This is a genomic window from Fibrivirga algicola (assembly GCF_011742925.1).
In the GTDB taxonomy this organism is placed as follows: Bacteria; Bacteroidota; Bacteroidia; order Cytophagales; family Spirosomataceae; genus Fibrella; species Fibrella algicola.
Genome location: NZ_WAEL01000002.1, coordinates 614,057 through 638,465 on the forward strand (window position 1 = coordinate 614,057; position 24,409 = coordinate 638,465).

A 24,409-nucleotide genomic window follows, 5' to 3' on the forward strand; every position below is an offset into this window, starting at 1 on the left:
CCGTTTAAGAAAGTAAACTGTGCAACAGTATGGAAGCCGGTTATGCGTGTGGCTACTGAGCCTTTAAGTAGTTGTCGATCAGGTGAATCACCGTGCGATTCGAGAGGTTGTTGCTTCTGGGCACGATCACGTTGGCTTTTCGGCCCACATTGTCGATCAGTTGCATTGCTCCTGGGGTGTTCAGTACCGTGACGAATACGGCATCGCCCACGTTGTTTTTCAGCAGCGTCTCGGCATTACCCGATTCTTTTCCGTTGGGCACCACCGTCTTCTTGTTGAAGATGTGGTAATAGATGAAGTTGGTCACCTGGTCGATCTGGGCCGGCAACGTGGGGGCGAAGTTGGGGGTCTTAACGGCCCCGGTGCCTGTACCGGGCAGCAGACCGGCATTCACCGCCGCCTGAATGGCCGCATTATCGGGAACCAGTACCGTATAGAACGTACCTGCGGCGGTACCCACAATCTCGCCGGTTGCTGCGTTGTAGGCCGGCGAATTTTTCAGGTATTGCCAAAACAGATTGTAGGGCGACGTAGTGGCCGTTCCCAGCGCTTCAATGTCTTGACCGATATTTCGTTCCGTAAAGGTTAGAATACCGTCGGTGTAGTAGACCTTACCATTCACTGATGGCTTCGAGCCTACAATTTTCAGGGGCTTGGCTACCGTACCTGACGAATACACCTGGTTGTTTTCGTACTTGATGAATTCCCCGTTAAACGAGTCAATGATGCCCGATCCTGCCAGATTATCCAGTTCGCTGGCGGGGGTAGCCACAACGCTGCTCGCTACAATTCGCAGCAGGCGGTTCCGGTTGGCTTCTCCCACCGTGCGTGTAGTTGTTCCCGGGGCGGTGTAGTACCACTCGTTTTTAGATCCGTCATAATCATATCCGGCGGCCCTGAGCGCTTCGTCGCTCAGCATAAACACCGTGTACTTGATTTTGGGATTGAGCAGTACTGGCCGAAGATCGGAGTTGAGTAGCCGGGTCATGATCGAGTATTTCGGATCGAGGTACGCCCGGGCATAAACGGTCGAGAACACGTTGGCCGCCTGTACTTTGTTTGTGCCGTAAAACAGGCCGTTGCTCAGCACTTTTTTGTCCACTACGTTGGCGGCGGGGTCAAAGCGAGCCTCTTCCGAAAACGAGTTGAACGTATTGTTAAACTTGCTGGGCCACACCGCCGCCGACCACATGTGGGCGTTCAACAGATCGGCAATAATCTGCGGAGGCAATACATCGAGCGAGGTGTAGTTTTCCAGAATTACATTTTTGATATATGGAATCAGCACGTCGTTGGTGGGCACAAACAGACTCCAGCATTCCTGTTGCGCGTCATTATCTGCGTTTTTGAAGTAATTCTCGTTGTTGGGCGCGAAACTCAACATATTCGAATAGGCCTTCACAAACACCTGATCGCTTTTACCAGTCAGAATCTGGTAACGAGTAGTCGCCTCCGCATTCGGCACAAAACTCACCATGTACTTCTCGTACAGTTTCCGGAACTCGCTGTATTCGGGTTTCGTACGGAGGTATTGGTCCAGCGATGGCTGGGCGGTGATGACATTATCTACTTCGTGAATCATGCCATTCTCAGCAAAGAGGTCTTTCTCCAATACCTTGGCATTCATCACATTGAACCCCGAATAAGTCGCCTCCGGGAAGAAATAAGTGTAATCGTAGGCCGATAAGCCGCGCTGCCCGAAGTAATCGTCGGTGAAATAGGTAATGTGCTTATTGTTGTTGTCGGCGCTCACATAGAAGTTGCCGTTTCGGTTGGCCGCCACCGCTTTTACCGACGAACCGGTTAGCGTTTCATCGGTGTAGAAACCGGTATACTGAGCAGTTCGGCGCCGGAATGCCCGGGAAGGTATCCAGCCTGTAGGGCCCTGGTAATCATCGAGGCGATCTTTGGCAAATGCGTTGTAGACCAGCATGTACTGCACGATCTCGCGCGCTTTAGCCGAGTCTATTTGACTTATGCTCAGGTTATTTTTCTGATAATACGCCTTAAATGCCTCATCATTGGGTGCAAAGAGCGTCCAGTAACCGGCGCTGCTCAGTGTTCGCTGATAGCCACTTTTATCAATCAGCGCCAGCATATTGGTGAAGCGGCCTTTACTCTGTAGTTGCTGGTAGATGGGCGGAGCCAGCCCCTCTGGACGAGCATACACGTCATCAAATTGTTTTTTCGAACAACTGCTTACAGCGGCTACCCCCAAAATCACGATGAAGAAGAAAAGTATAGGTCTGTACGTCATATTATGCTGTCAAACTTGGAAGGAACCTTACCCATCGGCCAGTATACTGTTACCCGGCCCGCCTGCTTATTCTGAGCCAAACGAACCAGTGTGTCAGGCGTAAAGGCGTACAATTAATACTGGTTTTTATGTCAAATTAACTCGACAGAAGTAACGCAACCTCCCTGCTCCCACCTGCTATTACTACTTTTTATAAAGAAAATATCATTTCTAATTAGCTTATAAAATCCCTCTACACTGTATTTTGGCCTGATTTGACCAATGGACAGTAGCAGAAGCGCAATAAATTTTCACTTGTGCTTATAGGTATATGTTCACCGCTCATGTGTAAACAAGCGGAAGCCGGCCAGCTACAGTATAGCCAGCCTAGTTCACTCGGTAGGGGGTGAATCGAGCCCTAGAATTGGAAGTAGATGAATTGGTTCGACGTAAAGACGCCGAAGAAATAGGTCATCAGGGAGATCAGACCTATAAGTAAAAAGAAGCGCGGCGTACTACCTGTTGGGATGGTCAGATACCTTGATTCTTTGATCAGCAGGAACGCGATCAAGACCAAACTAAACCACATCTCGGTCGCGTTCATGGTTGTTTGAATTGGATCAGACACCGATAACGTACCTATCTTTTTAAGAATCAGAAATGCGGAGCTGACACTGGTGGCGCGGAAAAACACCCAGGTCAGCATAACCAGCACAAACGTGATCAAGACATTGCCGATATGCCAGATACGGCCACCAGCATCCCGAGGCATGCTCGCTAGTGTTAATCCCCCAGCCCGACGCCCCATGCCGCCTGGCCAGTACTTATCACGCAGACCAGCGGCTACCTGATACAGGCCATGCAGGCCACCCCAGATCACGTACGTCCAGTTGGCCCCATGCCAGAGTCCACTTGCCAGAAAGACAATCATCTGGTTCAGGTTTCGCCGAAATTCTCCTTTCCGATTACCGCCCAGTGGAATGTACAGGTAATCGCGAAACCAGGTTGACAGTGACAGGTGCCAACGCCGCCAGAACTCAGTGATGGAATTGGCCAGATAAGGCGCCTTGAAGTTCTCCATAAGGTTAAACCCCATCACCCGCGCTGCACCAATGGCAATATCGGAGTAACCCGAGAAATCGCAGTAAATCTGGAAAGTGAAAAAGAACGTGGCGACCAGCAGACTCAGGCCATTGTGTGAATCGGGATCGTTAAAGGCCGGCCCGGCCATCATCACCAGCCTGTCGGCAATAACTACCTTTTTAAAAAAGCCGAACGCCATACGCATCAGGCCAGCTTTGATGTTCTCGAAATTGTAGGCAAAGTGCTCGTGAAACTGGTGCAACACGTTCTGCGGCCGTTCAATTGGCCCTGCCACCAACTGCGGATAAAACATAACGTAGAGCGCATAAATGCCAAAATGCCGTTCGGCTTTCTGGTTGCCCCGGTACACCTCAATGGTGTAGCTCATAGCCTGAAACGTATGGAACGACAGGCCAACCGGCAATATGCTCATATTGTCTTTAAACGACGAAATGCCGCTTTGCCCAAACACCTCGATTACTTTCACAAAGACCCGGTTGGCCAGGTACGTTACCTGCTTCGCTGCGCCCGGCATGTGCAGCTGATCAAAGAGCCAGGCAATGTTTTCGGTAAAAAAACCGAGGTATTTAAAAAAGGCCAGGATACCAACGTTAGAAATCAACGAAATGATCAACAGCCACTTACGCCGCCGCCCAACCGGGGTTTTTTCCAGCCATATGCCCGCGATATAGTCAATCACGATGGTCAGGAAAAGAATAAAAATGTAAGTCGGCTGAAAGACCGCGTAGAAATAGCAGGAGGCAATCAGCAGCAGCGACCAACGGCCATTCCCTTTCGGCAGGCTGTAATACGTCAGCGTTACGGCTGTAAAAAATAAAAGAAACTGAAGCGAATTAAAGAGCATGGTTGGTGGGCATAGGGCCGATTAGTGTATCGGCGCGGGCGTATCGACGGTGTAAATAGCATCCACCCGTTCGATGAAATCCCGGTACTGTTTAGCGGGCAAAAAGTGTTGCTGCGTTCGGTATGTTAACACGATAAAAATCAGTAGCAACGAAATCAGAAAAGCTTGGAGAATGACAATAAAAAACGAAAAAACCAGGTAGATTGCCCAGCCTGGAACGGTTGTTTGAGTAAAGAACCGGACATAGGTTACAATGCCAATTCCCACCATAGACACCCCCGCCGTTAGCACGCAGAATAACGCAATACGCACCGCAGTTGTATCCATCAGTACCGATACAGCACTAAGACCATGTAAAACCAGCGACACAAAATTCATCTTAGACTGACCCGCCAACCGAGTACCCCGCTCGATGGGAATAGCCGTATATGGTAACCGGGAGCGAATAATACCGCCGGGATAGTTATTCCATATTTCTGACACATAAGCCAGTTTGCGAACCAGTTGAGGCGGCACCAGGCTAAAATTACCAAACGTAATGACCTTGCCCGTCAGGGAGCGGAATATACTTTTATAGATCGCATAGAACACCCTGAACAGCAAGTTTTCGTGGCGTTTCGACCGGTGGGCGAAGACAATTCGACCGGGCTGCTGCTCCGATGTTTCCAGTAACCGCGCAATGTCAGTAGGCAGGTCGTCACCATCACCGTCCATCACCACGGTGGGGTACTGAATAGGCTGGTCGGCTAAGTAGGAAATACCCAGCGCAATGGCTTTCTGGTGCCCTACATTCCTGTATAACCGGAGAATAGACAATGATTGCCCAACGGGTTCAGGCATACGCGGCAGATCGGTAGCCGAACAGTCATCGACGATCAAAAACGCAAATCGATCATACAAAGCAGGGGCCACTGTTTCGCGAATTTTTTGCAGTAACAGCAAAAGTGCCTCCCAATCATTGAAAACTGGTATGACAATATTAATGCGCAGTGGCGTAGGTAGCGTAGAACTCAAAGCAGTATGGGCTATGTCGGTGTAAAAATAGACGATTCTACGACTAGTTTTCTGTCAACTTATCCTGCTGCCTAGTTGAAGTTGAGCGAAAAGAACATTCTGTGTATTGACCTCTTATCTTTGCGCGCGCCTCAGCCGCCAGCAGGTTGTGCTGGTGCCTATTCGCTTCTATGGAAGATAAAAAACACTTAGATACCGTAACCGCTGCTGGCTTGCTGGTGGCGATGGGTATTATTTACGGCGATATTGGCACTTCGCCTCTGTACGTCTTGAAAGCCATAATTGGCGAATCGGCACCTGTACAGCCCGAAATGGTCAGAGGAGCTTTATCGTGTATCTTCTGGACAATTACCCTTCAAACTACTCTCAAATATGTCATCCTTATTCTGCGTGCCGACAACCGGGGAGAAGGAGGCATTTTTGCCTTGTATGCCCTGGTTCGTCGGCATGCCCGCTGGTTGACAATCCCGGCTATAATTGGTGGTAGTTCGCTCCTGGCCGATAGTATCATTACGCCACCCATCTCGGTGTCATCGGCGGTTGAAGGACTACGCATACTCTACCCCACTATTGATACCATTCCAATCGTTATTGCTATCCTATCATTGCTGTTCCTGATCCAGTCGTTCGGTACGGGTGTAGTGGGTACGGCATTTGGGCCTATCATGCTGGTCTGGTTCACTATGCTGGGTGTTTTGGGGCTCGTAAACATTGCCGGCGATCTGAGTATTCTTAGCTCACTAAGTCCCACTTACGCTTACCAGTTTCTAAATGAGTTTCCCGGCGCTTTCTGGTTGCTGGGTGCGGTATTCCTGTCGACAACCGGGGCCGAGGCGTTGTATTCTGACATGGGTCACTGCGGCCGCGCTAACATACGGGTCAGCTGGATTTACGTAAAATCATGCCTGCTGCTCAACTACCTCGGCCAAGGCGCTTTTGTAGAGTCATTGGCCGGGCAGGCCCTCGGCGATCGCAACCCGTTTTACGAACTCATGCCCGAATGGTTTCTGATCATCGGCATATGTATTGCCACAGCAGCGGCAATTATTGCTAGTCAGGCTATGCTCAGTGGCGCATTTACGCTCATCAGCGAAGCAATCCGACTTAATTTCTGGCCGAAAGTGCGGCTGCGATACCCAAGCGTGCAGAAAGGCCAGCTATACGTACCCAGCATCAACTGGCTGTTGTATGCGGGTTGTATTGCGGTGGTGTTATACTTCCAGGAATCGAAACGGATGGAGGCAGCTTATGGTCTTGCCATTACCCTCACTATGATGATGAGCACCATTCTATTCAGCTACTACATGTACTCGCGCAAATACAACGCCTGGCTGGTCATCTTCTTCCTGGTGTTTTACCTGGGTCTCGAGAGTTGCTTCCTGGTCGCCAACCTCATTAAGTTTCCGTTGGGTGGCTGGGTGTCGGTACTTATTGCCAGCGTGATGGCGGTTGTGATGATTATTTGGCTTCAGGCGTTCAAAATCAAATTACGCCTGACCGAATACGTTCGGATCGACCATTATTTACAATCGCTAAAAGAACTCAGCCGCGATATTAGTATTCCGAAATACGCCACGCACATTGTGTTTATGAGCAACGCGGCCCGGCAATCGGAAATCGAATCAAAAATCATTTATTCCATTTTCCAGAAACGTCCCAAACGGGCCGATATCTACTGGTTTGTACACGTCGATACCACCGATGACCCTTACACGATGGAGTACAAGGTGAATACCATTGCCCCCGATGATGCCTATAAGATCACGTTTCGGTTGGGTTTCCGGGTCGAGCAGCGCATCAATCTCTTCCTGCGAAAGGTGATCGAAGATATGGTGCGGCATAAAGAAGTAGACATTACGAGTCGCTATGAGTCGCTGAACCGGCAGAACGTAATCGGCGATTTCCGGTTCGTCGTGCTGGAGAAATTCCTGTCGTTCGAGAACGACCTGCCCACGTTTGAGCGGCTTATCATGAATGCCTATTTCTCAATTAAAGCCTTTACTACGCCCGAAGACCGCTGGTTTGGCCTCGACAGCAGTTCCGTGAAGGTTGAAAAAGTACCGCTCGTAATTCGCCCGGTAGAAAACATATCACTCAAACGGATACCATCTTAATCGGTTTACGTCGGTTTATTTCATGCCCACTTCAGGGCTGATGCAGCCCTGAAGTGGGCGTTTTACTATGGTATGCGTATCTCGCAGCACAGCGCATCTGCTACCAGCGACATCATTAGCATAACTTTAAGTGCAGCGAAAAACCAGGATGCGTCACATAACGTAGGTATGACCTCTCAGTGTATGCTACCAAAGATAGTTGGTCAGTATGTCTCGGGCTGTTTGATTCGGATGCGTTTGGTTTAGAGTAAATCGGATTAGTGCCTGGCTGAAATGCTACGTAAATTTTGTCGGGTGTCGTTTACTACTTCTATGCTACCAGAATAGAAATAATAAGCGACACCCCGTCTTTTCGATGGTAAACTATACTGAAATAGAAAGTGGGCAACCTGATAAATAACTAACTACTTCATGAGCATATTACCGAGGCCGATCGATAAATTAGCAGTACAAACAATCAAAAACTAAGTACTACTCATCATTTCTGGTAAAAAACAGTGGTAACTTACCTACTATTGAGCATTGGCTTCTCCGTACATAAGTTAAACGTTCACTCGTGTACACTGCCTACTTACATACGTAGTCAACGTTAGTTATGAAAAATACAGCCCGTTATATACAACCTAAATTCATATACACTCTTTCTTTTGTTTATCTTCTTATCCCCTTTGTACTATTTATTCTATTTTGGCTAAAGCCCATCTACTCATTATTCGTTTTTCCTCTTCTTATTTATTGCCTGTTTCTAGGGTATAAAAACATAAAGGGGCAGTCCTTCGACGCCTACACGCTTACCCCTGACCAGCAAAAAAGTTGGTTAATTGGCACTGGTATATTGCTGCTTTGGCTGTGCTTCTCTGGCGTTGGGAATATAGCGTATCAAAACTTCGACTACGATATACGAAACGCTGTATTACGCGATTTGGTAGAGCAAGATTGGCCTGTTACTTATAAAAGCACGATCTATCCGCCAGAGCGCCAGTTTACCCAGAATAATTTATTACTTGTCTACTACTTCGGTTACTGGCTACCAGCTGCTATTGTTGGAAAATTATTCGGATTGACCGCAGCTAACCTTGCCTTACTCGCCTGGACTTATGTAGGATTGATCCTGATATTCACGCTGCTTTGCCAGTATCTGGCTAAATACTCCTATGTGGTTGTGCTATTGTTGCTTGTCTGGAGCGGTCTTGATATTGTTGGAACGCTGTTTGCCAGTCTTACCAGCGGTAGAGTAGTAGAGCTCAATCTGTTGTCTCACCTCGAACGATGGGTCAACTATTTTGACGTGTATGCACAGTTTTCATCCAATACAACACTACTCTATTGGGTTTTCAATCAGACAATACCACTTTGGCTTTGCGTATTACTGTTTATCAATAATAGAAATTCAAGTTACATTTTTCTAATTATCTGCCTCGCCCTGTTTCAGGCCCCTATTGGTACATTGGGCTTTCTACCCTATGTTTTGTTCCGGATTGTTCAGAGAATTCGTGCTGATGGACTAGGATCTGTTATTTCCACGTACCTAACCGTTCCCAATACAGCCGGAGCGGTGACAGTTCTCTCAGTTACAGCGCTTTTTTTCTCCATGAACAGAGCTGGTTCAATGAAATCTATTGTGTTCTTTGATCCGGCGCATTACGCGCTCTTTCTGTTCCTGGAGGTGGGTCTCCTTGCCTTAATTCTCTACGTATATACCAAAAACAACACAATTTTATTTTGCCTGGCAATTCTAGCCTGCATCCCGCTCATTAAACTAGGCCGTTTCTACGATTTCGGCATGCGTGCCTCTATCTCATACTTATTTCTGTTGTGCATTATCACGATGAACTTCTTGCTCGATAAGAAGGCAAGCCGTACGGGCAAACGAGTAGTTCTAATTTATTTAGCTATCGGTGCAGTCACCCCTTTTCTAGAGATTACCCGATCTGTTTTTTTTACAACCAGCCATGTATCTCATATACTCTATCATGAACTGGAACCTGCACGTTCAGAAGCCGAAGCTCCTGCCCTGATTCGTCCGTTGATTAAAGAGAGAGATTTTTTGTACGATCATATAAAAACCTTCAGCGTTTATAATAAGGATATTGAAACTATTGTCGACCAGTATATTGGCGAATCGAGCGGCAACGTCTTTGCCGACTATCTCTTGAGAAAGCCAGCTGTTTCTGCTAAAAAACCAACTGCACAGTAGTGGTAAAGTAAGTGAGCTATTACTGTCGGAAGCGCGATTTCTCAACCTTACCACACACCCTGAAAAGCGATTGGCTGGATCCGGTCGCCAGCCTTTAGTCGAAGACGTTTAGAGCAACGCGTGTTTGTTGATTAAGGCATCGATCCGGTGTACTGACCGGTGCTCGTATAAGCCTACCAACTGGGGCGGTACGTCGAACGTCGTATGCGCAGGTAGACAGGAATGCACACGGCTGAAACTAGTTGATAAGTAGGCTAACTTCTGAGCCTGAAAGGCAGTCATCCCCTAAAGCGATGAGACCAGGCTCTGTCCGTGCACAATGCCACGGGCCATATTCCAATGAATCAGTTAGCGACACCAAAACAAGAGTATGCGTTGAAGTTTGGCGTAATTTTGCCTTCGCAAAAAACTAACTATGAAACTTCTCATTACTGGCGGGGCCGGGTTCGTTGGCTCAGCATTGGCCATCGCCCTCAAAAAGAATTACCCCGACTACACCATCTATTGCCTCGATAACCTGAAACGCCGGGGATCGGAACTGAACATTTCACGGCTGAAACAGGCGGGCGTTGAGTTCGTACACGGCGACATTCGGAGCAAAGAAGATTTCGACGCGCTGCCCGCCGTTGATACCGTCATCGAAGCCTCGGCCGAACCTTCGGTACTAGCTGGCCTCGACGGTACGCCCGACTACCTGATCAATACCAACCTGTTCGGCACGGTTAACTGCCTCAACTATGCGCTGAAGCACAAAGCCGCCTTTATCTTCCTGTCGACCAGCCGGATCTACCCGATTAAGGCGCTGGAAACGTTGAATTTTAAGGAGGGTGAAACCCGCTTTGAACTTACCGACGACCAACCGATTCCAGGTGTATCGAGCAAAGGCATTGCTGAGAATTTCCCCCTCGACGGCGCGCGGTCGCTCTACGGCACCACCAAACTGGCGTCGGAACTGCTCATTCAGGAATACAACGAGTTTTACGGCCTGAAAACCGTGATCAACCGTTGCGGCGTGATCACCGGTCCGTGGCAGATGGGCAAGATCGATCAGGGAGTGATGGTGCTATGGATTGCCAAGCACTATTTCGAGCAGCAACTGGCCTACATCGGCTACGGCGGCACGGGCAAACAAACCCGCGACATGCTACACGTCGACGACCTGTACCGCCTTATCGACTTCCAACTCCACAACCTCGACGTGGTAAACGGCGAAATTCTGAACGCGGGCGGTGGCAACGAAAGCAGCGCCTCGTTGCAGGAGTTGACCAAGATCTGTCAGGAAGTGACGGGCAAAACTATCCCGATTCGTGAAGTAGCCGAAAACCGCGCCGCCGACATTCGCCTTTACATCACCGACAACACGAAGGTAACGGCCCTCACCGGCTGGAAACCCGAAAAAGGCATGCGCGAAATCGTCTCCGACATCCACGACTGGCTAGATGCCAACCGCGAAGCTCTGGAGCCGATTCTGAAATAACGTTTTACAGGTAGAGACCGGTCCGCCGGTGCGGCACCCTTGCGTCTAATATGACGTCAGCAATACGCGAAACACTACCAACCAAAATACAAGCAAAAACGGGTGCTGTATCTGAACCACGTGTTCAAATGCAGCACCCGTTTTTTTATGAAATTGTTCAATCATTCAGGCCTTGCTGCTTTTTCTCTGCTTTTGTTGTCCCGACGAGAGGAGTGGTCCGCAGATACAGCAAGATTTTATATCTCCTGCGCTGGTGTAGGCAATACACGTACACATTGCTTACCCTAGATTAGCGCAGATACAAAAATTGCGACACTAGATTAGACGCAAGAATGCCGCACCGGTTCCTACGCCGATTGCCAATACTCGCTGATGACGCCCAGCAGTTCGGGTTGAACGGCGCAACCGGCTACGACGTCGCCGCCGAAGAGAGTGGTATCGCCACCTTCGAAATCGGTGACGATGCCGCCCGCTTCGCGCACGAGGCACATACCCGCCGCCATATCCCAGGATTTGAGATTGTACTCGAAAAACGCCTCGAACCGACCCGCCGCTACATAGGCCAGGTCAATCGCGGCTGACCCCATCCGGCGCAGGCCGTGGGTACGTTGCATGAGTTGCTCCAGAATGTGCAGGTAGGGCTGCATTTGCTCGAACCGATAGTATGGGAAACCCGTCGCAATCAGGCCGTCAGCCAGCTTTTGTGCGCCCGACACGCGCATGGGTTGCTCATCACCACCGCCTACGCTGAGCCAAGCCCCCTGCCCCTCCACAGCTGAGAAACATTCGTCGCGGTTTGGGTCATACACCACGCCCGCAATGGGTCGGTTACCCTGCGCGAGACCAATGCTAACGGCAAAAATAGGTAATCCGTGGATGAAGTTCGTTGTGCCGTCGAGGGGGTCAATGATCCAGTTCAGGCCGGTCTTGTCGGCCTGATCGGTTGTACCTTCTTCGGTGATGAAACCGGCCTCGGGCAGCAGCGCGTGCAGCTTCGGCACCAGCATTTTCTCGCACTCTTTATCGACGTATGAGACCAGGTCGTTCAGTCCTTTGTATTCAATGGCGTCGAGGCTGAATTTCTGGCGTTCAGCCAGCAGGAACGTACCTGCTTCACGGGCGATTTCATTGAGTTCGGCCCGGAAATGTTGTGGAAAAGTCATGAGGATATGTTGATAGGTACGCAAATTAGCCGCGTACTAACTCGCGGCTCGCAACCCGTTCGGTTTTGACCCATGAGCGGAAGAGCGCCCGTACCAGCAACGTACCCACGAAGAGCGTATCGGCGAAGCCGGGGGCGTTCAGCACAAAAAACGAAATGACCAGCAGCAGGGCCGTAATGCGGAAATAAGTATTAGTCTGAAACGGATGCCGTTTGGACGAGGTAGCCCAGAAGACACCGGGTATATGCAAGGGCATCAGCCAGAGCAGCGTGGGGTTCCAGGTCGTGACGCCGTGGTCAGTGGCAAACCAGAGCAGGAACAGGAACCAGCCCCAGGTACCTGCAAAGCCAAACAGCAGCCGGTCGAGCCAGATGCCAGTACGCCCACCCGCATTCCAGTGTCGCCACGTCAGAAAGGCAACCAGCACCAGCAGCACCAGGAATACAAAGTCGGGGTAAACCACAATAGGCAAGGTGCTTTTGAACAGTTGCTGCCCTGCAAAAATCGTTTGCGTCTGGGCGACTAATGGCGTCAGCTGGCCGTTTGGAGAACGCACCTGCGCTTTGGTGAGCTGATCAAACACATTGTTGGGCAGATACATGGCTTCCCAACCCGACGTTATTTTGTCGGCTGGGCGACCAATGGCCAAATTCATGCCCAATTGCTCCCAGGGTTTAGCGCCCAGGTAATCGTTCATCCAGTCGCGGTATGACTTGGTGGGCTGCTTCACCTGCGGTGACCAGATCAGGCTATCGCCCATGGCGGTCGTGATCATATCGCGGGGGCGCGTCGAGCAGTTGTCGTAGTAGAACCGGTAGCTGTATTCGCGGTTTTGCGGTAGCAGGTTGGTTTCCAGCGCCTGATACAGGCGTTGCACCTGCGGGACCGACATGTTCAGCACCTGCTCACGAATGCTCCGGTTATACTGCTGGTAATAGTTGACTGCCTGAAACAGGGTGTGCGACGAAATATGATATGGTAACGTACCCCGCAGAAACTTGATGACGAAGTAATCGGCTGCGTAGTCGAAACCGCCGTAGCTGTAATTACGGTCAAAGCCAATAGCGGGATCGTAGATCCGGATCTCGGTATGCCCAAAAACCGACGAAATATCTTCCTGGCCGGGGCCGTACGTGATCAGGCTCACGCGGGCTGACGGCGATAATTGCTGGGCGGAGACATTAATGAACAATGAACAATGAGCAATGAACAGGGCCGTCAGGACGTACCTGAACCTGCGTAGGCTATTCATCGTCTTCATCTGCTTCATCGTCCTCGTCGGTTGCCCGTTGTTTATAGTAGTCATCGCCTTTTTTATTCCGTTTCGGTTCAGTCGTTTCAGGTTTGCCTCCCACGCACAACACGATTTCGCCTTTGATGGGTTTCGCCACAAAATACGCCTGAATCTCGGCCAATGTACCCCGCACGGTTTCTTCAAACAGCTTGGTCAACTCGCGCGATACGCTGGCGGGGCGGTCAGCACCAAATACCTCGGCTAGTTGCTCCAGCGTTTTCAGCAACCGGTGTGGCGATTCGTAGAAGATCATCGTCCGAGTTTCGTCGGCCAGCGCCTGCATGCGCGTTTGTTTGCCTTTTTTGTGTGGCAGAAATCCTTCAAACGTAAAGCGGTCGGTTGGTAAACCCGAGTTAACCAGGGCAGGCACAAACGCCGTTGCGCCGGGCAAACATTCCACCGGAATGTCGGCTTCGATGCAGGCGCGTACCAGCATAAAGCCGGGATCCGATACAGCCGGTGTACCGGCATCCGATACCAGTGCCAGCGTTTTCCCCGCCTTCAACTGCGCGATGACCTTCTGAATGGTACCATGTTCATTGAAGATGTGGTAGCTGTGCAGTGGCTTGTTAATGCTGAGGTGTTTCAGTAAGAACCCCGATGTGCGGGTGTCTTCGGCCAGAATGCCATCAACGCTTTGCAGCACCTTTACTGCCCGCAGCGTAATATCATCAAGGTTACCAATGGGCGTTGGAACAAGGTAGAGTTTCATGGGTAGTGAGTCGGTAGTCGATAGGCGCGCCGCCAAACTTCGAAATGGTGGTTTAGCATCGCACTATTGACTACCGGCTATCGACTAAATTTTATCTATCGCGGCCGCCAGCGTGCGGTCTTTTTCGGTCACGGTATTACCCGCGTCGTGGGTCGTGAGTTCGATGGTCACCTTGTTATAGACGTTAGTCCAGAACGGATGATGATCCATCTTTTCGGCGATCAGCGCCACGCGGGTCATAAAGGCAAATGCCTCCGTGAAGTCAGCAAAGGTAAAGTGCCGCACAAGTTTATTGTCTGTTTCCTGCCACATAGGGGTAAAGGTCTGCTCGTTTAAAGGCTAAATAGTCATTAGACAAGTAGTCCTGAGTCTGAAAAGTCGTGTGTAAATGACTCCCCAAGCTCAGGACTACTCGTCTAACGACTTTCCGGACGTAAAAGATTATGCCTTATAAAAAATCCACTTTGACAGCTCCCGGTACGTTGGCTTCTTACCATACATCAGAATACCAACGCGGTAAATGCGGGCTGCCAGCCAGGTAGTACCAATAAAACCGGCCACGAGCAGCGTCATGCTCAACGCGATCTCCCAGGCAGGCACCCCAAACGGAATCCGAACCATCATAATAATGGGCGATGTCAGCGGCACCATCGACATCCAGAACGACAACGGGCCGTCGGGGTCACGGATGATAAACTGGGCAAGCGCAATAGAGGCGATGATTGGTATGGTGATGGGCAGCATAAACTGCTGGGTCTCCGTTTCACTATCAACTGCGGCACCGATAGCGCCAAATAAGGAGCTATAAAGCAGATAACCACCTAGGAAGTAAAACAGGAAACAGCCCGCAATAAGAGGTACGTTCAGAGTGCTAATAGCAGCACTTATCTCAGTCATCGGGTTTTTCGAACCTTCCATCTTCTGCTGCACATCGCCCTGCCCCGGCACAGCGCTCATCTGCATCGAGCGCGCTTTAGCCGCATCTTTGGCATATTTCGCACCGAAAATGGCTGAGCCCGCCGATACCACGCCGATCGTCAGCAAGATCCACAGCGTAAATTGAGTCAGGCCGACAAGGCCAATCCCTACGATTTTACCCATCATCAGCTGAAATGGCTTCACCGACGAAATAATGACTTCGATGATTCGGTTTGTTTTCTCTTCCAGAACACCGCGCATTACCTGCGTGCCATAAATGAACACCGACATATAGATCAGGAAGCCACAGATACCTCCAATAATCGTTGTGATGATCGAGTTGGTACTTTTCTCGCCCTCGTCGCTGAGGTTGATCGTTCGGGCCGACACTTTTGTCTTTGCCTCTTTAATTACCTTCTGCGTAATACCCGATCGGCTCAGCTTGATGGTTTCGATCTCCTTGGCAATCGATGATTCTATTTTGTTTTGCAGACTTAAACTCACACTCTTATTCGAGTAAATCTGCACTGTTTTGGGTTGCTCAATTACGTTCTCTGGAATAATAGCCAGCGCGTCGTACTTCTTGGCTACCAACTGCTTTTTCGCCGCCTCGGGCGACTCGGTTGTGTATACATAGGCGGTTTCATCGTCGCCTTTCAGCTTATCGACAAACTGCCCGCTCTGATCGATGACGGCTACTTTCTTCAGCGAAACAGACCCAACAGCTGCCCAGCCAATAGCCCCGTAAAAAGCGGCTAGCAGCAACGGGGCCAGGATAGTCATGACGATAAACGACTTTTTCCGGACCCGTACCAGATACTCGCGTTTGATAATGATAAGTATAGTGTTCATAAGGCAGCGGTACCGATGGCTTTAATGAAAATGTCGTTCATACTGGGAATATTCTCGCCAAACATCCGAACTGATACCCGGTCAATCAGCAGGCGAATGAGGTCATTGACGGCAGCATCGGCCGGAATCTTGATGTCGGCCCGACTGAAACCATCTTCGCTGACACCCGCGTCGCTCACCGTAAAGGCAGCGGGTAACTGGCTTAGGTCGCCCTGATATTCTACGCGATAGGTATGCGTTTTGAATTGCTCTTTAATCGCCAGTTTCGGCCCATCAAGGATCTTTTTCGAGTGGTGAATTAGTGCGATATAATCACATAGTTCTTCGACGGTCTCCATACGGTGCGTCGAGAAGATGATCGTCGTACCTTTCTTCCGCAGCTCCAGAATTTCGTCGCGGATGAGGTTCGCATTGATGGGATCGAAACCCGAGAACGGCTCGTCCAGAATGAGCAGATCGGGTTGGTGCAATACCGTCGCCACAAACTGAACCTTCTGCTGCATGCCTTTCGACAGGTCCTCTACGTTCTTGCTCCACCAGGTCTTGATCTCGAATTTCTCGAACCAGATCTTGAGCTTTTCCATCGCCTGTTTCTCGCTGATTCCTTTCAGCTGAGCCAGGTACAGCAACTGCTCGCCCACTTTCATCTTCTTGTACAGGCCTCGCTCTTCGGGTAAGTATCCAATGCGCCGGATATGCTCAGGTCCGAGTGGCTTTCCATCAAAGAAAACCTCGCCCGCGTCGGGACCAGTGATCTGGTTGATGATACGGATCAGCGATGTTTTGCCGGCTCCGTTTGGGCCCAGCAGCCCGAATATACTGCCCTTCGGAATAATCAGGCTGACATCGTCGAGCGCCCGATGCTGGGCGTATTGTTTAGTAATGTGGCGGGTTTCCAGAATAGCCATATGCGTTCCCGTTGGTGAACAGCCGCAGCTGCGTCGGTAAGTCAAATATAACCGCCCCCAACGTACCCAATATCCTGAATGCTTCAGAGCGGTTCAATTCCTACAGGAAAGGCAAAAAAACAGCCCTCACCGAGCAGTCGGTGAGGGCTTATCAATTTATGGGTACGTAACAGGGTTAAGCTTTTATGCCCTTGCAACCATGGTTTTGGTCATCTGTTGCCTAAACGGTCTTTGCCAATCAAAACCAGAACAGAGTCGACCACGGTCAGGAAAAGCAAGAGTTACCAAACAATACCCGCCTTCTGTAACCAAGAATAGACGTACCTGCGGGGGCATGCACCATTTTTCTACCTACGACTTTCCGGCTAACGCGCTGCCATTCACAAACGGAACTGAGTAACAAACACCACAGCCACCAATTGATGAGCCTGGCCATGAACCGCTGGCTGCTTTAGTCTATATGGATAGAGTCAGTAGCTGACGAGTAAGGCATTGGCTTCAGGTAAGTTAAGGGCTCATTTGACGTAGGAATAAGTCCTCAATTTATAAAATTGTCCTACCAGACAACACCTAGGCCAGTTATCTTTTTTCAGTGGTTAAAAACGCGCTTGTAAATCGGCTTTCTGTAGGCGAATTGGGCCCACATGAGCGGATACATAACATAATCGAGCAGGCGGCTTGGGGTTCGAAACGTTATCTCGTCGGCAATAACAGTACCGGTACCCTGCCGGATCAGGCGGTGTTTATGGTGCCAGGCTTTCAGGAAGAATGGGAGTTTGGTGCCCTGATCGATGAAGTAAATTTCGTCATCAGTTGTCTGCTGATCAATGATATCGCTGTTCCATACCTGCTTGAAGAGGATAAAGTTCAGTTCCAGCGATACCACGTCGCCCGTCATACAGCCATCGAATCGCAACACCTTTACAGGCGGAAACGGCGGACTCAGGCGATTAAACAGGTCACGGTCAAAGCCAGCCCAGACTACAGAAAGCGGAGCCGTTACAGGTGTACGGATAGTTAATTTCATTCAGGCAAGTTAAACGAAACCCTACGGTATGATTCTAACAGGAAGGAATTGGCGAATCCCTTATCTTTGCCGACTAAGTTAAATCATATTTCACCCTCATTTATCACAACGTATGACTGTCTCACGCTTCATTATCCCCCTGCTGCTCATTACTTTCCTGGCTACCGCCTTCCGCTCATCCGACAACCCCGATGCAGTAGTAGGTACGTGGCTGAACGGCACCAAAAAAGGCCGGGTGCAGATCTACAAGCAGGGAGACAAGTACTTTGGCAAACTCATCTGGCTGATTGAACCTAATGACCCGGCCACAGGGAAGCCTAAACTCGATTTTAGAAACCCGGACGACAAACTAAAAAACCGTCCAATGATGAACCTCAACATCATGACGGGCTTCAGCTATGATGGCGACAATGTTTGGGACGACGGCAAGATTTACAACCCGGAAGATGGCAAAACGTACAGCTGCAAAATGACGCTGAAAAACCAGAACACACTGGACGTTCGCGGCTATGTCGGCATCTCGCTGATCGGCAAAACGCAAACCTGGACGCGGATTAATTAAAAAAACCGCCGATAGATCGAGCAGAGTGAAGGGATTAACATAGATTTTTGACGTACAGTTGATGATAGGCCTGTCAACGGGTGTTCTAAGTCTGCTGCTGGTAAGAAATCGGTGTTAATCCCTTCATGCTGTTCAATCTGCGTTCTATGCAACACGTATCCAATACCATTATCATTGGCGCAGGTCCGGCCGGACTGGCTGTTGCCGGCAGGCTGACTCAACTGGGACAACCATTTATACTGCTCGAAGCCACCGACAATGTGGGGGCGGCCTGGCGGGGTCATTATGACCGGCTCCGGTTGCATACGGTGAAGGAAGAATCGGCCTTGCCGCACCTGCCCTACCCCGCCGATTATCCCACTTACGTATCGCGCGACCAACTGGTGACGTACCTGGAACAATACGTGGCTCATTTCAAGATTCAGCCGCTGTTTAATCAGTACGTCAGAGCCATTGAAGCATCACCAGCCGGAAAGAAAGGACGCTGGCTGGTAACAACTAAAACGCACACCTTCGAAGCCAACAACGTTGTTGTTTGCACGGGCTACAACCGAATTCCGTTTGAAGCCGATCTGCCGGGACTCGATGGCTTCCGGGGTCTGGTACTCCACAGCCGCTACTACCGCACCGGAGCTACGTTTTCCGGACAACAGGTACTGGTTGTGGGCATGGGAAACACCGGTGCCGAACTAGCACTCGATTTGCAGGAACAGGGTGCCAAACCTACCATTTCGGTGCGGGGGCCAGTAAACATTGTTAAGCGCGACACATTTGGCCGCCCCGCTCAGCCATCGGCCATCAAACTAAGCCAGTTACCAAACTGGTTTTATGATTTTGCCGCCCGGATGTCGCAAAAGCTAACGATCGGCGACCTGTCGAAGTACGGGCTCATTACGCCACCGTATCCATCGTCGTATCAGATTCGCGTGCTGGGTAAGATTCCCGTCATCGACGTGGGCACAATAGATCAGGTCAAAGCCGGTACCATTGCTGTTCGACCCGGCATTGCGCAGGTGAACCACAACAGCGTCACCTTCACGGATGGCCGTGAAGAACCATTCGATGCCATCGTGCTGGCAACTGGCTACCGAACCGGCCTTTCTGAACTACTCTCGCCCGATCTCGGCCGCCAGATTCCGAACGAACGCGGGTACCCCCGTGGCCTTTGGGATACCCGACCGGCCCTGCAGGGGCTTTATTTCCTCGGATTCGCTCTTCCTCTGACCGGCATCCTGCGCGGTATCCGCCTCGACTCTGAAAAGATCGTGAATGAGTTGGTAAAAGAGCGATAACGCGGGCTTGAGTCAGGGACGCTTAGTGCGCCGTATCGCCATACAACCCCTACGGACTTCAGTCTGCATGACGACGTACCCAGCCACAAAAAAGCGTCGGCCTCCACTCAGGAAACCGACGCTTTTTCAATTACGGCGTATCTTAAATATATGCCGTAGCCGAAAGGGAGATACGCTTAATAGCCCCCCCGGAACGTGTACGTACTGGCCACTTTTTCAATGGCCACCATGTAGGCCGCTAGGCGCATTGGGACTTTGTATTTCTGCGACGTCTCAAACACACGGTCGAAGGCATCCTTCATCACCCGGTCGGCGCGGCGGTTGATCCGGTCGAGCGTCCATTTGTAGCCGATCCTGTTTTGTACCCATTCGAAGTACGATACCGTTACACCGCCGGCGTTGGCCAGGATATCGGGTACCACCATAATGCCTTTGCTGTTGATGATTTCATCGGCCGACGCGGAGGTTGGACCATTGGCACCTTCCACAATCATGCGCGCCTGAATCGTGTGCGCATTTTCGTCGGTGATCACATCTTCTTTGGCGGCCGGAACCAGCACGTCTACGGCCAGCGCCAGCAATTCTTCATTGCTGATTTTCTCAGCACCTGTGAAGCCGTCCAGCGTGCCTTTGTTGGCATTCCGGTAGGCCAATGCCGCTGTAATATCGATACCTCGGTCGTTGTAATACCCACCAGAAATGTCGCTGATAGCATTGACCGTTACACCTCGTTCGTGTAGCAGTTCAGCGGCAAATGAGCCCACGTTGCCGAAGCCCTGAATAGCCGCCGATGCCCGGTAGGGATTCATCCGCAACTTGTCCATCGCCGACAGCGCCGCTACGGTTACTCCACGACCAGTTGCTTCAGTACGACCCAGTGAGCCGCCCAAAACCAACGGCTTCCCGGTTACCACCCCATTGATGGTCATGCCTTTTGCCTTCGAATATTCATCGACGATCCAGGCCATTTCGCGCGGACCAGTGCCCATGTCAGGCGCCGGAATGTCGCGGTCAGGACCAAACACGTCGAGCATCTGTACCGTGTAGGCACGAATAAGTCGTTCAATTTCGCCCGGCGACATTTCGCGGGGGTTGCAGGCAATACCACCTTTAGCACCGCCATACGGAATATCGACCACGGCGCACTTCCAGGTCATCCAGGCGGCCAGGGCACGTACCTCATCGAGGTGAACGGCCGGATCAAGGCGAATACCGCCTTTCGATGGCCCCAGAATGTTAGAATGAATGACGCGATACCCTTCAAATACCCGAATGCTACCGTTGTCCATTGTTACAGGCAGGCCCACAATGACTTGGCGGGCCGGTACCTTTAAGATGTCGTACATCTCGTCGCTAATGCCCACCAGCCGGGCTGCCGCGTCGAAACGGGACATCATGGATTGAAGCGGATTTTCTTTGTCTTTAATTGGAGCTGGTTCAATATATCCCATTACTATGTTGATTTTTAGTCTGTGCTGATTTCAGTGCTATAACGCACGATAACAGAATAGTAAGTAACAAGGCAAGGGCCAGTAGGTTCATTATTTATGCCCGACTGCTCACATTATTACCTCTTTTCTGCGGCCGTAAACATAACGATTAAGTACGAATTGAAGATAAAAGCCTATTTTATCTAAGAATCGTTTAAAATACTTATGGCGTATATTGTTCTACGTGCCCGAGCTTTAACCGAATACTCCATTATTAAATGAGCAGTTCTCAGAATAATGGTTTGTTATTCAGTAATAAATCATTTGGGTAAGTTTTCCAAAAAAATTTAAGCGGTCGTATGTTTTATTGAAAAGACGCTGAGCGCATTGTATTTTTGTTGTGGTATCCGCTGGGCGGTACCCAACTTATTAATACAACCAACCGATGGTTCAGGAAGAGAGAAAGCGTTATTCGGAAGAAGATTTGAAGGAGTTTCAAGAGCTGATCTCGCAGAAACTCGAGGCGACCCGTAGTGAGCTAAATTACATTAAGGAGGCCCTCAGTAAGCGAAACGACAGCGGCACCGATAATACATCGGGCAACTCGAAGCCACTCGAAGATGGTGCAGACACCAGCGAGCGCGAGAGCCTCAGCCAGTTAGCCGCTCGGTTGCAGAAGTTTACCAACCAGTTAGAATCAGCTATGGTCCGGATCAAGAACGGCACCTACGGCGTCTGCATCGACTCTGGTAAGCTCATTCCAAAAGAGCGTCTTCGCGCCGTGCCCCATACGCAGCAAACGATCGAAGCCAAGCTTCGCCGGTCATAAACAACCCTGCTTTCGGGCAGCAACGTAACACGTGTAGGCACTGACCTACCCGGCGCGCACATGCCACGCCGGGTAGGTCAGTGCCTATTGTCATTCTAGGCTCATGACCATCCAGTACGTCTCTGATCTGCACCTTGAATTCCCTGACAATGCGACCTATCTGCTGGCAAACCCAATTGAACCGGCTGGCGACGTACTTATTCTGGCGGGCGACATCACCAGTCTGGCATACTACAAATCACGAAAACAGGAAAAAGCGTTTTTCAAGACGCTCTCCAACCAGTTCAGGCAGGTCTATTATATTCCTGGTAATCACGAGTTCTACCGCAGTCTCGACGCGCGCCTGTTAGACCAACCTCTTCAGGAGACGCTGCATGCCAATGTATTTCTGCTGAATAACGTGGCACGTACCTATGGCGGGATACGCTTTCTCTTCTCGACACTCTGGAGCCATATCGACCAGGAGAACGAATACCAGCTTGGCACTAGCATGGCCGACTTCCAACTGATCAACTACAGAGGCAACCGGCTAAAACCCGCCATGTACACGCGCTTTTTGCACCAGCCATCGCTTGCTTTTCTGCGTACCGAACTGGCCAAACCCGTTATTGAACCAACTGTAGTGGTTACCCATCATCTGCCTTCGTTGCAATGCGTCCACCCGCGCCATACAGGTAGCCTGCTGGAACAGGGCTTCGTAACCAACCTGGACTCGCTGATTCTCGATACGCAACCGGCCTACTGGATTTATGGTCACAGCCACGCCAATCGCCCAGCTATCCAGCTTGGCAACACGCAGCTCCTTAGCAACATGCTCGGCTATTGCGCCAGGCAAGAACACTACGATTACCGAAATCCAGCGGTGATCACCCTGTAATCGGCAATGCCGCACCTATTCAAAACGGTCGAAAGCCATACCTTTGCCCTTGTATGGGAATTCGCTCAACTTTCAGTAAACCGCTGGCCCGCTGGGTTCGGCAACGGCAGCAGTCGTGGCGCGAACAGCCGGGTGAAGCGCAGCAACGCTGGTTTCGGCAACTGGTCGACCACGCCGCAAAAACGCAGTTTGGCCGCGACCATCACTTCGCCGACATACGTACCCAGGCCGATTTCCGGCAGGCCGTGCCCATTCGCGACTACGAAGCTCTGAAACCCTACATTGAGCGCGTTACCCACGGCGAACCCGATATTCTGTGGCCCGGCAAACCGGCTTATTTCGCTAAAACATCGGGCACAACCTCTGGCACGAAATACATTCCGCTGACCCGGGAATCGCTGCCCAACCACATCAACTCGGCCCGCGACGCCTTGCTTTGTTACGTTGAAGAGACCGGCAACTCCGCTTTCCTGGATAAGAAACTGATTTTTCTGTCGGGCAGTCCCGAGTTAGACGAAAAAGCAGGCATTCATACCGGTCGTTTATCGGGCATCGTGAATCACCACATTCCGGCCTACCTGCGCTCGAACCAGATGCCGAGCTACGAGACGAACACGATCGACGACTGGGAAACCAAACTTGACCGCATCATCGACGAAACGCTGACCGAAGACATGTCGCTGATCTCGGGTATTCCGCCCTGGGTGCAGATGTACTTCGACCGTATACAGGCGCGAACCGGCAAGGCCATCAAAGACGTGTTCCCTAACTTTTCGGTCTTCGTGTACGGTGGCGTGAACTTTGCTCCCTACCGCGACCGACTCTTCGAGAGCATCGGCAAACGCATCGACAGCATCGAGACGTACCCAGCCTCCGAAGGATTCATCGCTTATCAGGATTCACAACATACCGAAGGGCTTTTGCTGCTGGCCGACAGCGGCATCTATTTCGAGTTCATTCCCGCCGATCAGTATTTCGCCGAAAACCCGCCCCGCCTGAGCATCGACGAAGTGGAGTTAGGCAAGAACTACGCCGTTATCATCAACAACAATGCGGGCTTGTGGGGCTATTCGCTGGGCGACACGGTGAAGTTCGTGAGCCGAAACCCGCATCGAATTGTGGTTACGGGTCGCATCAAGCACTTCATCTCGGCGTTTGGCGAGCACGTCATTGGCGAAGAAGTAGAAAAAGCCTTACGATACGCTATGCAGCAGCAGCCCGAAACGGAGGTTATTGAATTTACCGTAGCGCCCATGGTTAGTCCATCGGAAGGGCTACCGTATCACGAATGGCTCATCGAATTTGGTCAGCCACCGCGCGATACAAGCCGTTTTGTGAAGGACCTCGACACGCAACTGGCTAAGCTGAACGTGTATTACGACGATCTCATCAGCGGGTCTATTCTACAGCCATTGAAGCTAACGGCACTTCCACGCGGGGCCTTTCAGCAGTACATGAAGAGTCAGGGTAAGCTCGGCGGACAGAACAAAGTCCCCCGCCTTAGCAACGACCGCACCCTGGCCGACGGGCTTTTGCAGGTAATGCGTTAGCTTTGTTAA

The 24,409-nt window shown here is 50.7% G+C and carries 19 protein-coding genes; 8 read left to right on the forward strand and 11 right to left on the reverse strand.

Annotated features, from left to right (window positions below):
• Positions 1–52: 52 nt before the first annotated feature.
• The 3 genes from F7231_RS07695 to F7231_RS07705 form a co-directional block, all read right to left on the reverse strand.
• Positions 53–2,170, reverse strand: a complete 2,118-nt coding sequence (locus F7231_RS07695) for a fasciclin domain-containing protein (RefSeq protein ID WP_166691475.1) — start codon at positions 2,168–2,170, stop codon at positions 53–55.
• Positions 2,171–2,654: 484 nt separating this feature from the next.
• A complete protein-coding gene (locus F7231_RS07700) occupies positions 2,655–4,184 on the reverse strand; it encodes an MBOAT family O-acyltransferase (RefSeq protein ID WP_166691476.1) in 1,530 nt (509 codons plus the stop codon).
• Between the two features lie 21 nt (positions 4,185–4,205).
• Positions 4,206–5,198, reverse strand: a complete 993-nt coding sequence (locus F7231_RS07705; RefSeq protein WP_085412086.1) for a glycosyltransferase — start codon at positions 5,196–5,198, stop codon at positions 4,206–4,208.
• 170 nt (positions 5,199–5,368) lie between these two features.
• On the opposite strand from F7231_RS07705, the gene F7231_RS07710 reads away from it, so the two are divergent.
• The 3 genes from F7231_RS07710 (at position 5,369) to F7231_RS07720 (ending at position 10,986) form a co-directional block, all read left to right on the forward strand.
• Entirely contained in the window at positions 5,369–7,312 is a 1,944-nt protein-coding gene (locus tag F7231_RS07710) for a KUP/HAK/KT family potassium transporter (RefSeq protein WP_085412085.1), read from the forward strand.
• Between the two features lie 595 nt (positions 7,313–7,907).
• Positions 7,908–9,509, forward strand: coding sequence for a hypothetical protein (locus F7231_RS07715; RefSeq protein WP_166691477.1), 1,602 nt, complete (start codon positions 7,908–7,910; stop codon positions 9,507–9,509).
• 415 nt (positions 9,510–9,924) lie between these two features.
• The gene (locus tag F7231_RS07720) at positions 9,925–10,986 is read left to right on the forward strand and encodes an NAD-dependent epimerase/dehydratase family protein (RefSeq protein ID WP_166691478.1); all 1,062 of its coding nucleotides are present in this window, start codon (positions 9,925–9,927) and stop codon (positions 10,984–10,986) included.
• Between the two features lie 347 nt (positions 10,987–11,333).
• On the opposite strand, the gene F7231_RS07725 is transcribed toward F7231_RS07720, so the two are convergent.
• The 7 genes from F7231_RS07725 to F7231_RS07755 form a co-directional block, all read right to left on the reverse strand.
• The gene (locus F7231_RS07725) at positions 11,334–12,149 is read right to left on the reverse strand and encodes an inositol monophosphatase family protein (RefSeq protein ID WP_166691479.1); all 816 of its coding nucleotides are present in this window, start codon (positions 12,147–12,149) and stop codon (positions 11,334–11,336) included.
• Between the two features lie 25 nt (positions 12,150–12,174).
• Positions 12,175–13,419 (reverse strand): lipoprotein N-acyltransferase Lnb domain-containing protein, encoded by a 1,245-nt coding sequence (locus tag F7231_RS07730; RefSeq protein WP_229369714.1) that lies wholly within the window; start codon positions 13,417–13,419, stop codon positions 12,175–12,177.
• Positions 13,394–14,155 carry a 16S rRNA (cytidine(1402)-2'-O)-methyltransferase gene (gene rsmI, locus F7231_RS07735; RefSeq protein ID WP_166691480.1) on the reverse strand — a complete coding sequence of 254 codons (762 nt, stop codon included), beginning with the start codon at positions 14,153–14,155 and terminating at the stop codon, positions 13,394–13,396. Before rsmI ends, F7231_RS07730 begins: the two co-directional genes overlap by 26 nt.
• 84 nt (positions 14,156–14,239) lie before the next feature.
• Positions 14,240–14,467 (reverse strand): 4a-hydroxytetrahydrobiopterin dehydratase, encoded by a 228-nt coding sequence (locus tag F7231_RS07740; RefSeq protein WP_166691481.1) that lies wholly within the window; start codon positions 14,465–14,467, stop codon positions 14,240–14,242.
• A gap of 129 nt (positions 14,468–14,596) precedes the next feature.
• A complete protein-coding gene (locus F7231_RS07745) occupies positions 14,597–15,925 on the reverse strand; it encodes an ABC transporter permease (RefSeq protein WP_166691482.1) in 1,329 nt (442 codons plus the stop codon).
• Positions 15,922–16,833: an ABC transporter ATP-binding protein gene (locus F7231_RS07750; RefSeq protein WP_085412077.1), complete on the reverse strand. Its 912-nt coding sequence runs from the start codon at positions 16,831–16,833 to the stop codon at positions 15,922–15,924. The genes F7231_RS07745 and F7231_RS07750 overlap by 4 nt, the downstream gene beginning before the upstream one ends.
• 589 nt (positions 16,834–17,422) lie before the next feature.
• The gene (locus tag F7231_RS07755) at positions 17,423–17,860 is read right to left on the reverse strand and encodes an SRPBCC family protein (RefSeq protein ID WP_166691483.1); all 438 of its coding nucleotides are present in this window, start codon (positions 17,858–17,860) and stop codon (positions 17,423–17,425) included.
• 112 nt (positions 17,861–17,972) lie between these two features.
• On the opposite strand from F7231_RS07755, the gene F7231_RS07760 reads away from it, so the two are divergent.
• Both F7231_RS07760 and F7231_RS07765 read left to right on the forward strand, forming a co-directional pair.
• Positions 17,973–18,422 carry a DUF2147 domain-containing protein gene (locus tag F7231_RS07760; RefSeq protein WP_166691484.1) on the forward strand — a complete coding sequence of 150 codons (450 nt, stop codon included), beginning with the start codon at positions 17,973–17,975 and terminating at the stop codon, positions 18,420–18,422.
• A gap of 146 nt (positions 18,423–18,568) precedes the next feature.
• Positions 18,569–19,714: a flavin-containing monooxygenase gene (locus F7231_RS07765; protein WP_166691485.1), complete on the forward strand. Its 1,146-nt coding sequence runs from the start codon at positions 18,569–18,571 to the stop codon at positions 19,712–19,714.
• 176 nt (positions 19,715–19,890) lie between these two features.
• On the opposite strand, the gene F7231_RS07770 is transcribed toward F7231_RS07765, so the two are convergent.
• Entirely contained in the window at positions 19,891–21,165 is a 1,275-nt protein-coding gene (locus tag F7231_RS07770; protein WP_198172200.1) for a Glu/Leu/Phe/Val family dehydrogenase, read from the reverse strand.
• A gap of 424 nt (positions 21,166–21,589) precedes the next feature.
• Here F7231_RS07770 and F7231_RS07775 point away from each other — a divergent pair, with 424 nt between their 5' ends.
• From F7231_RS07775 to F7231_RS07785, 3 genes are all read left to right on the forward strand, one after another.
• Entirely contained in the window at positions 21,590–21,973 is a 384-nt protein-coding gene (locus F7231_RS07775) for a TraR/DksA family transcriptional regulator (protein ID WP_085412073.1), read from the forward strand.
• Positions 21,974–22,076: 103 nt separating this feature from the next.
• Positions 22,077–22,850 (forward strand): metallophosphoesterase, encoded by a 774-nt coding sequence (locus F7231_RS07780; protein ID WP_166691486.1) that lies wholly within the window; start codon positions 22,077–22,079, stop codon positions 22,848–22,850.
• Positions 22,851–22,903: 53 nt separating this feature from the next.
• Positions 22,904–24,400 carry a GH3 auxin-responsive promoter family protein gene (locus F7231_RS07785; protein WP_166691487.1) on the forward strand — a complete coding sequence of 499 codons (1,497 nt, stop codon included), beginning with the start codon at positions 22,904–22,906 and terminating at the stop codon, positions 24,398–24,400.
• Positions 24,401–24,409: the final 9 nt, after the last annotated feature.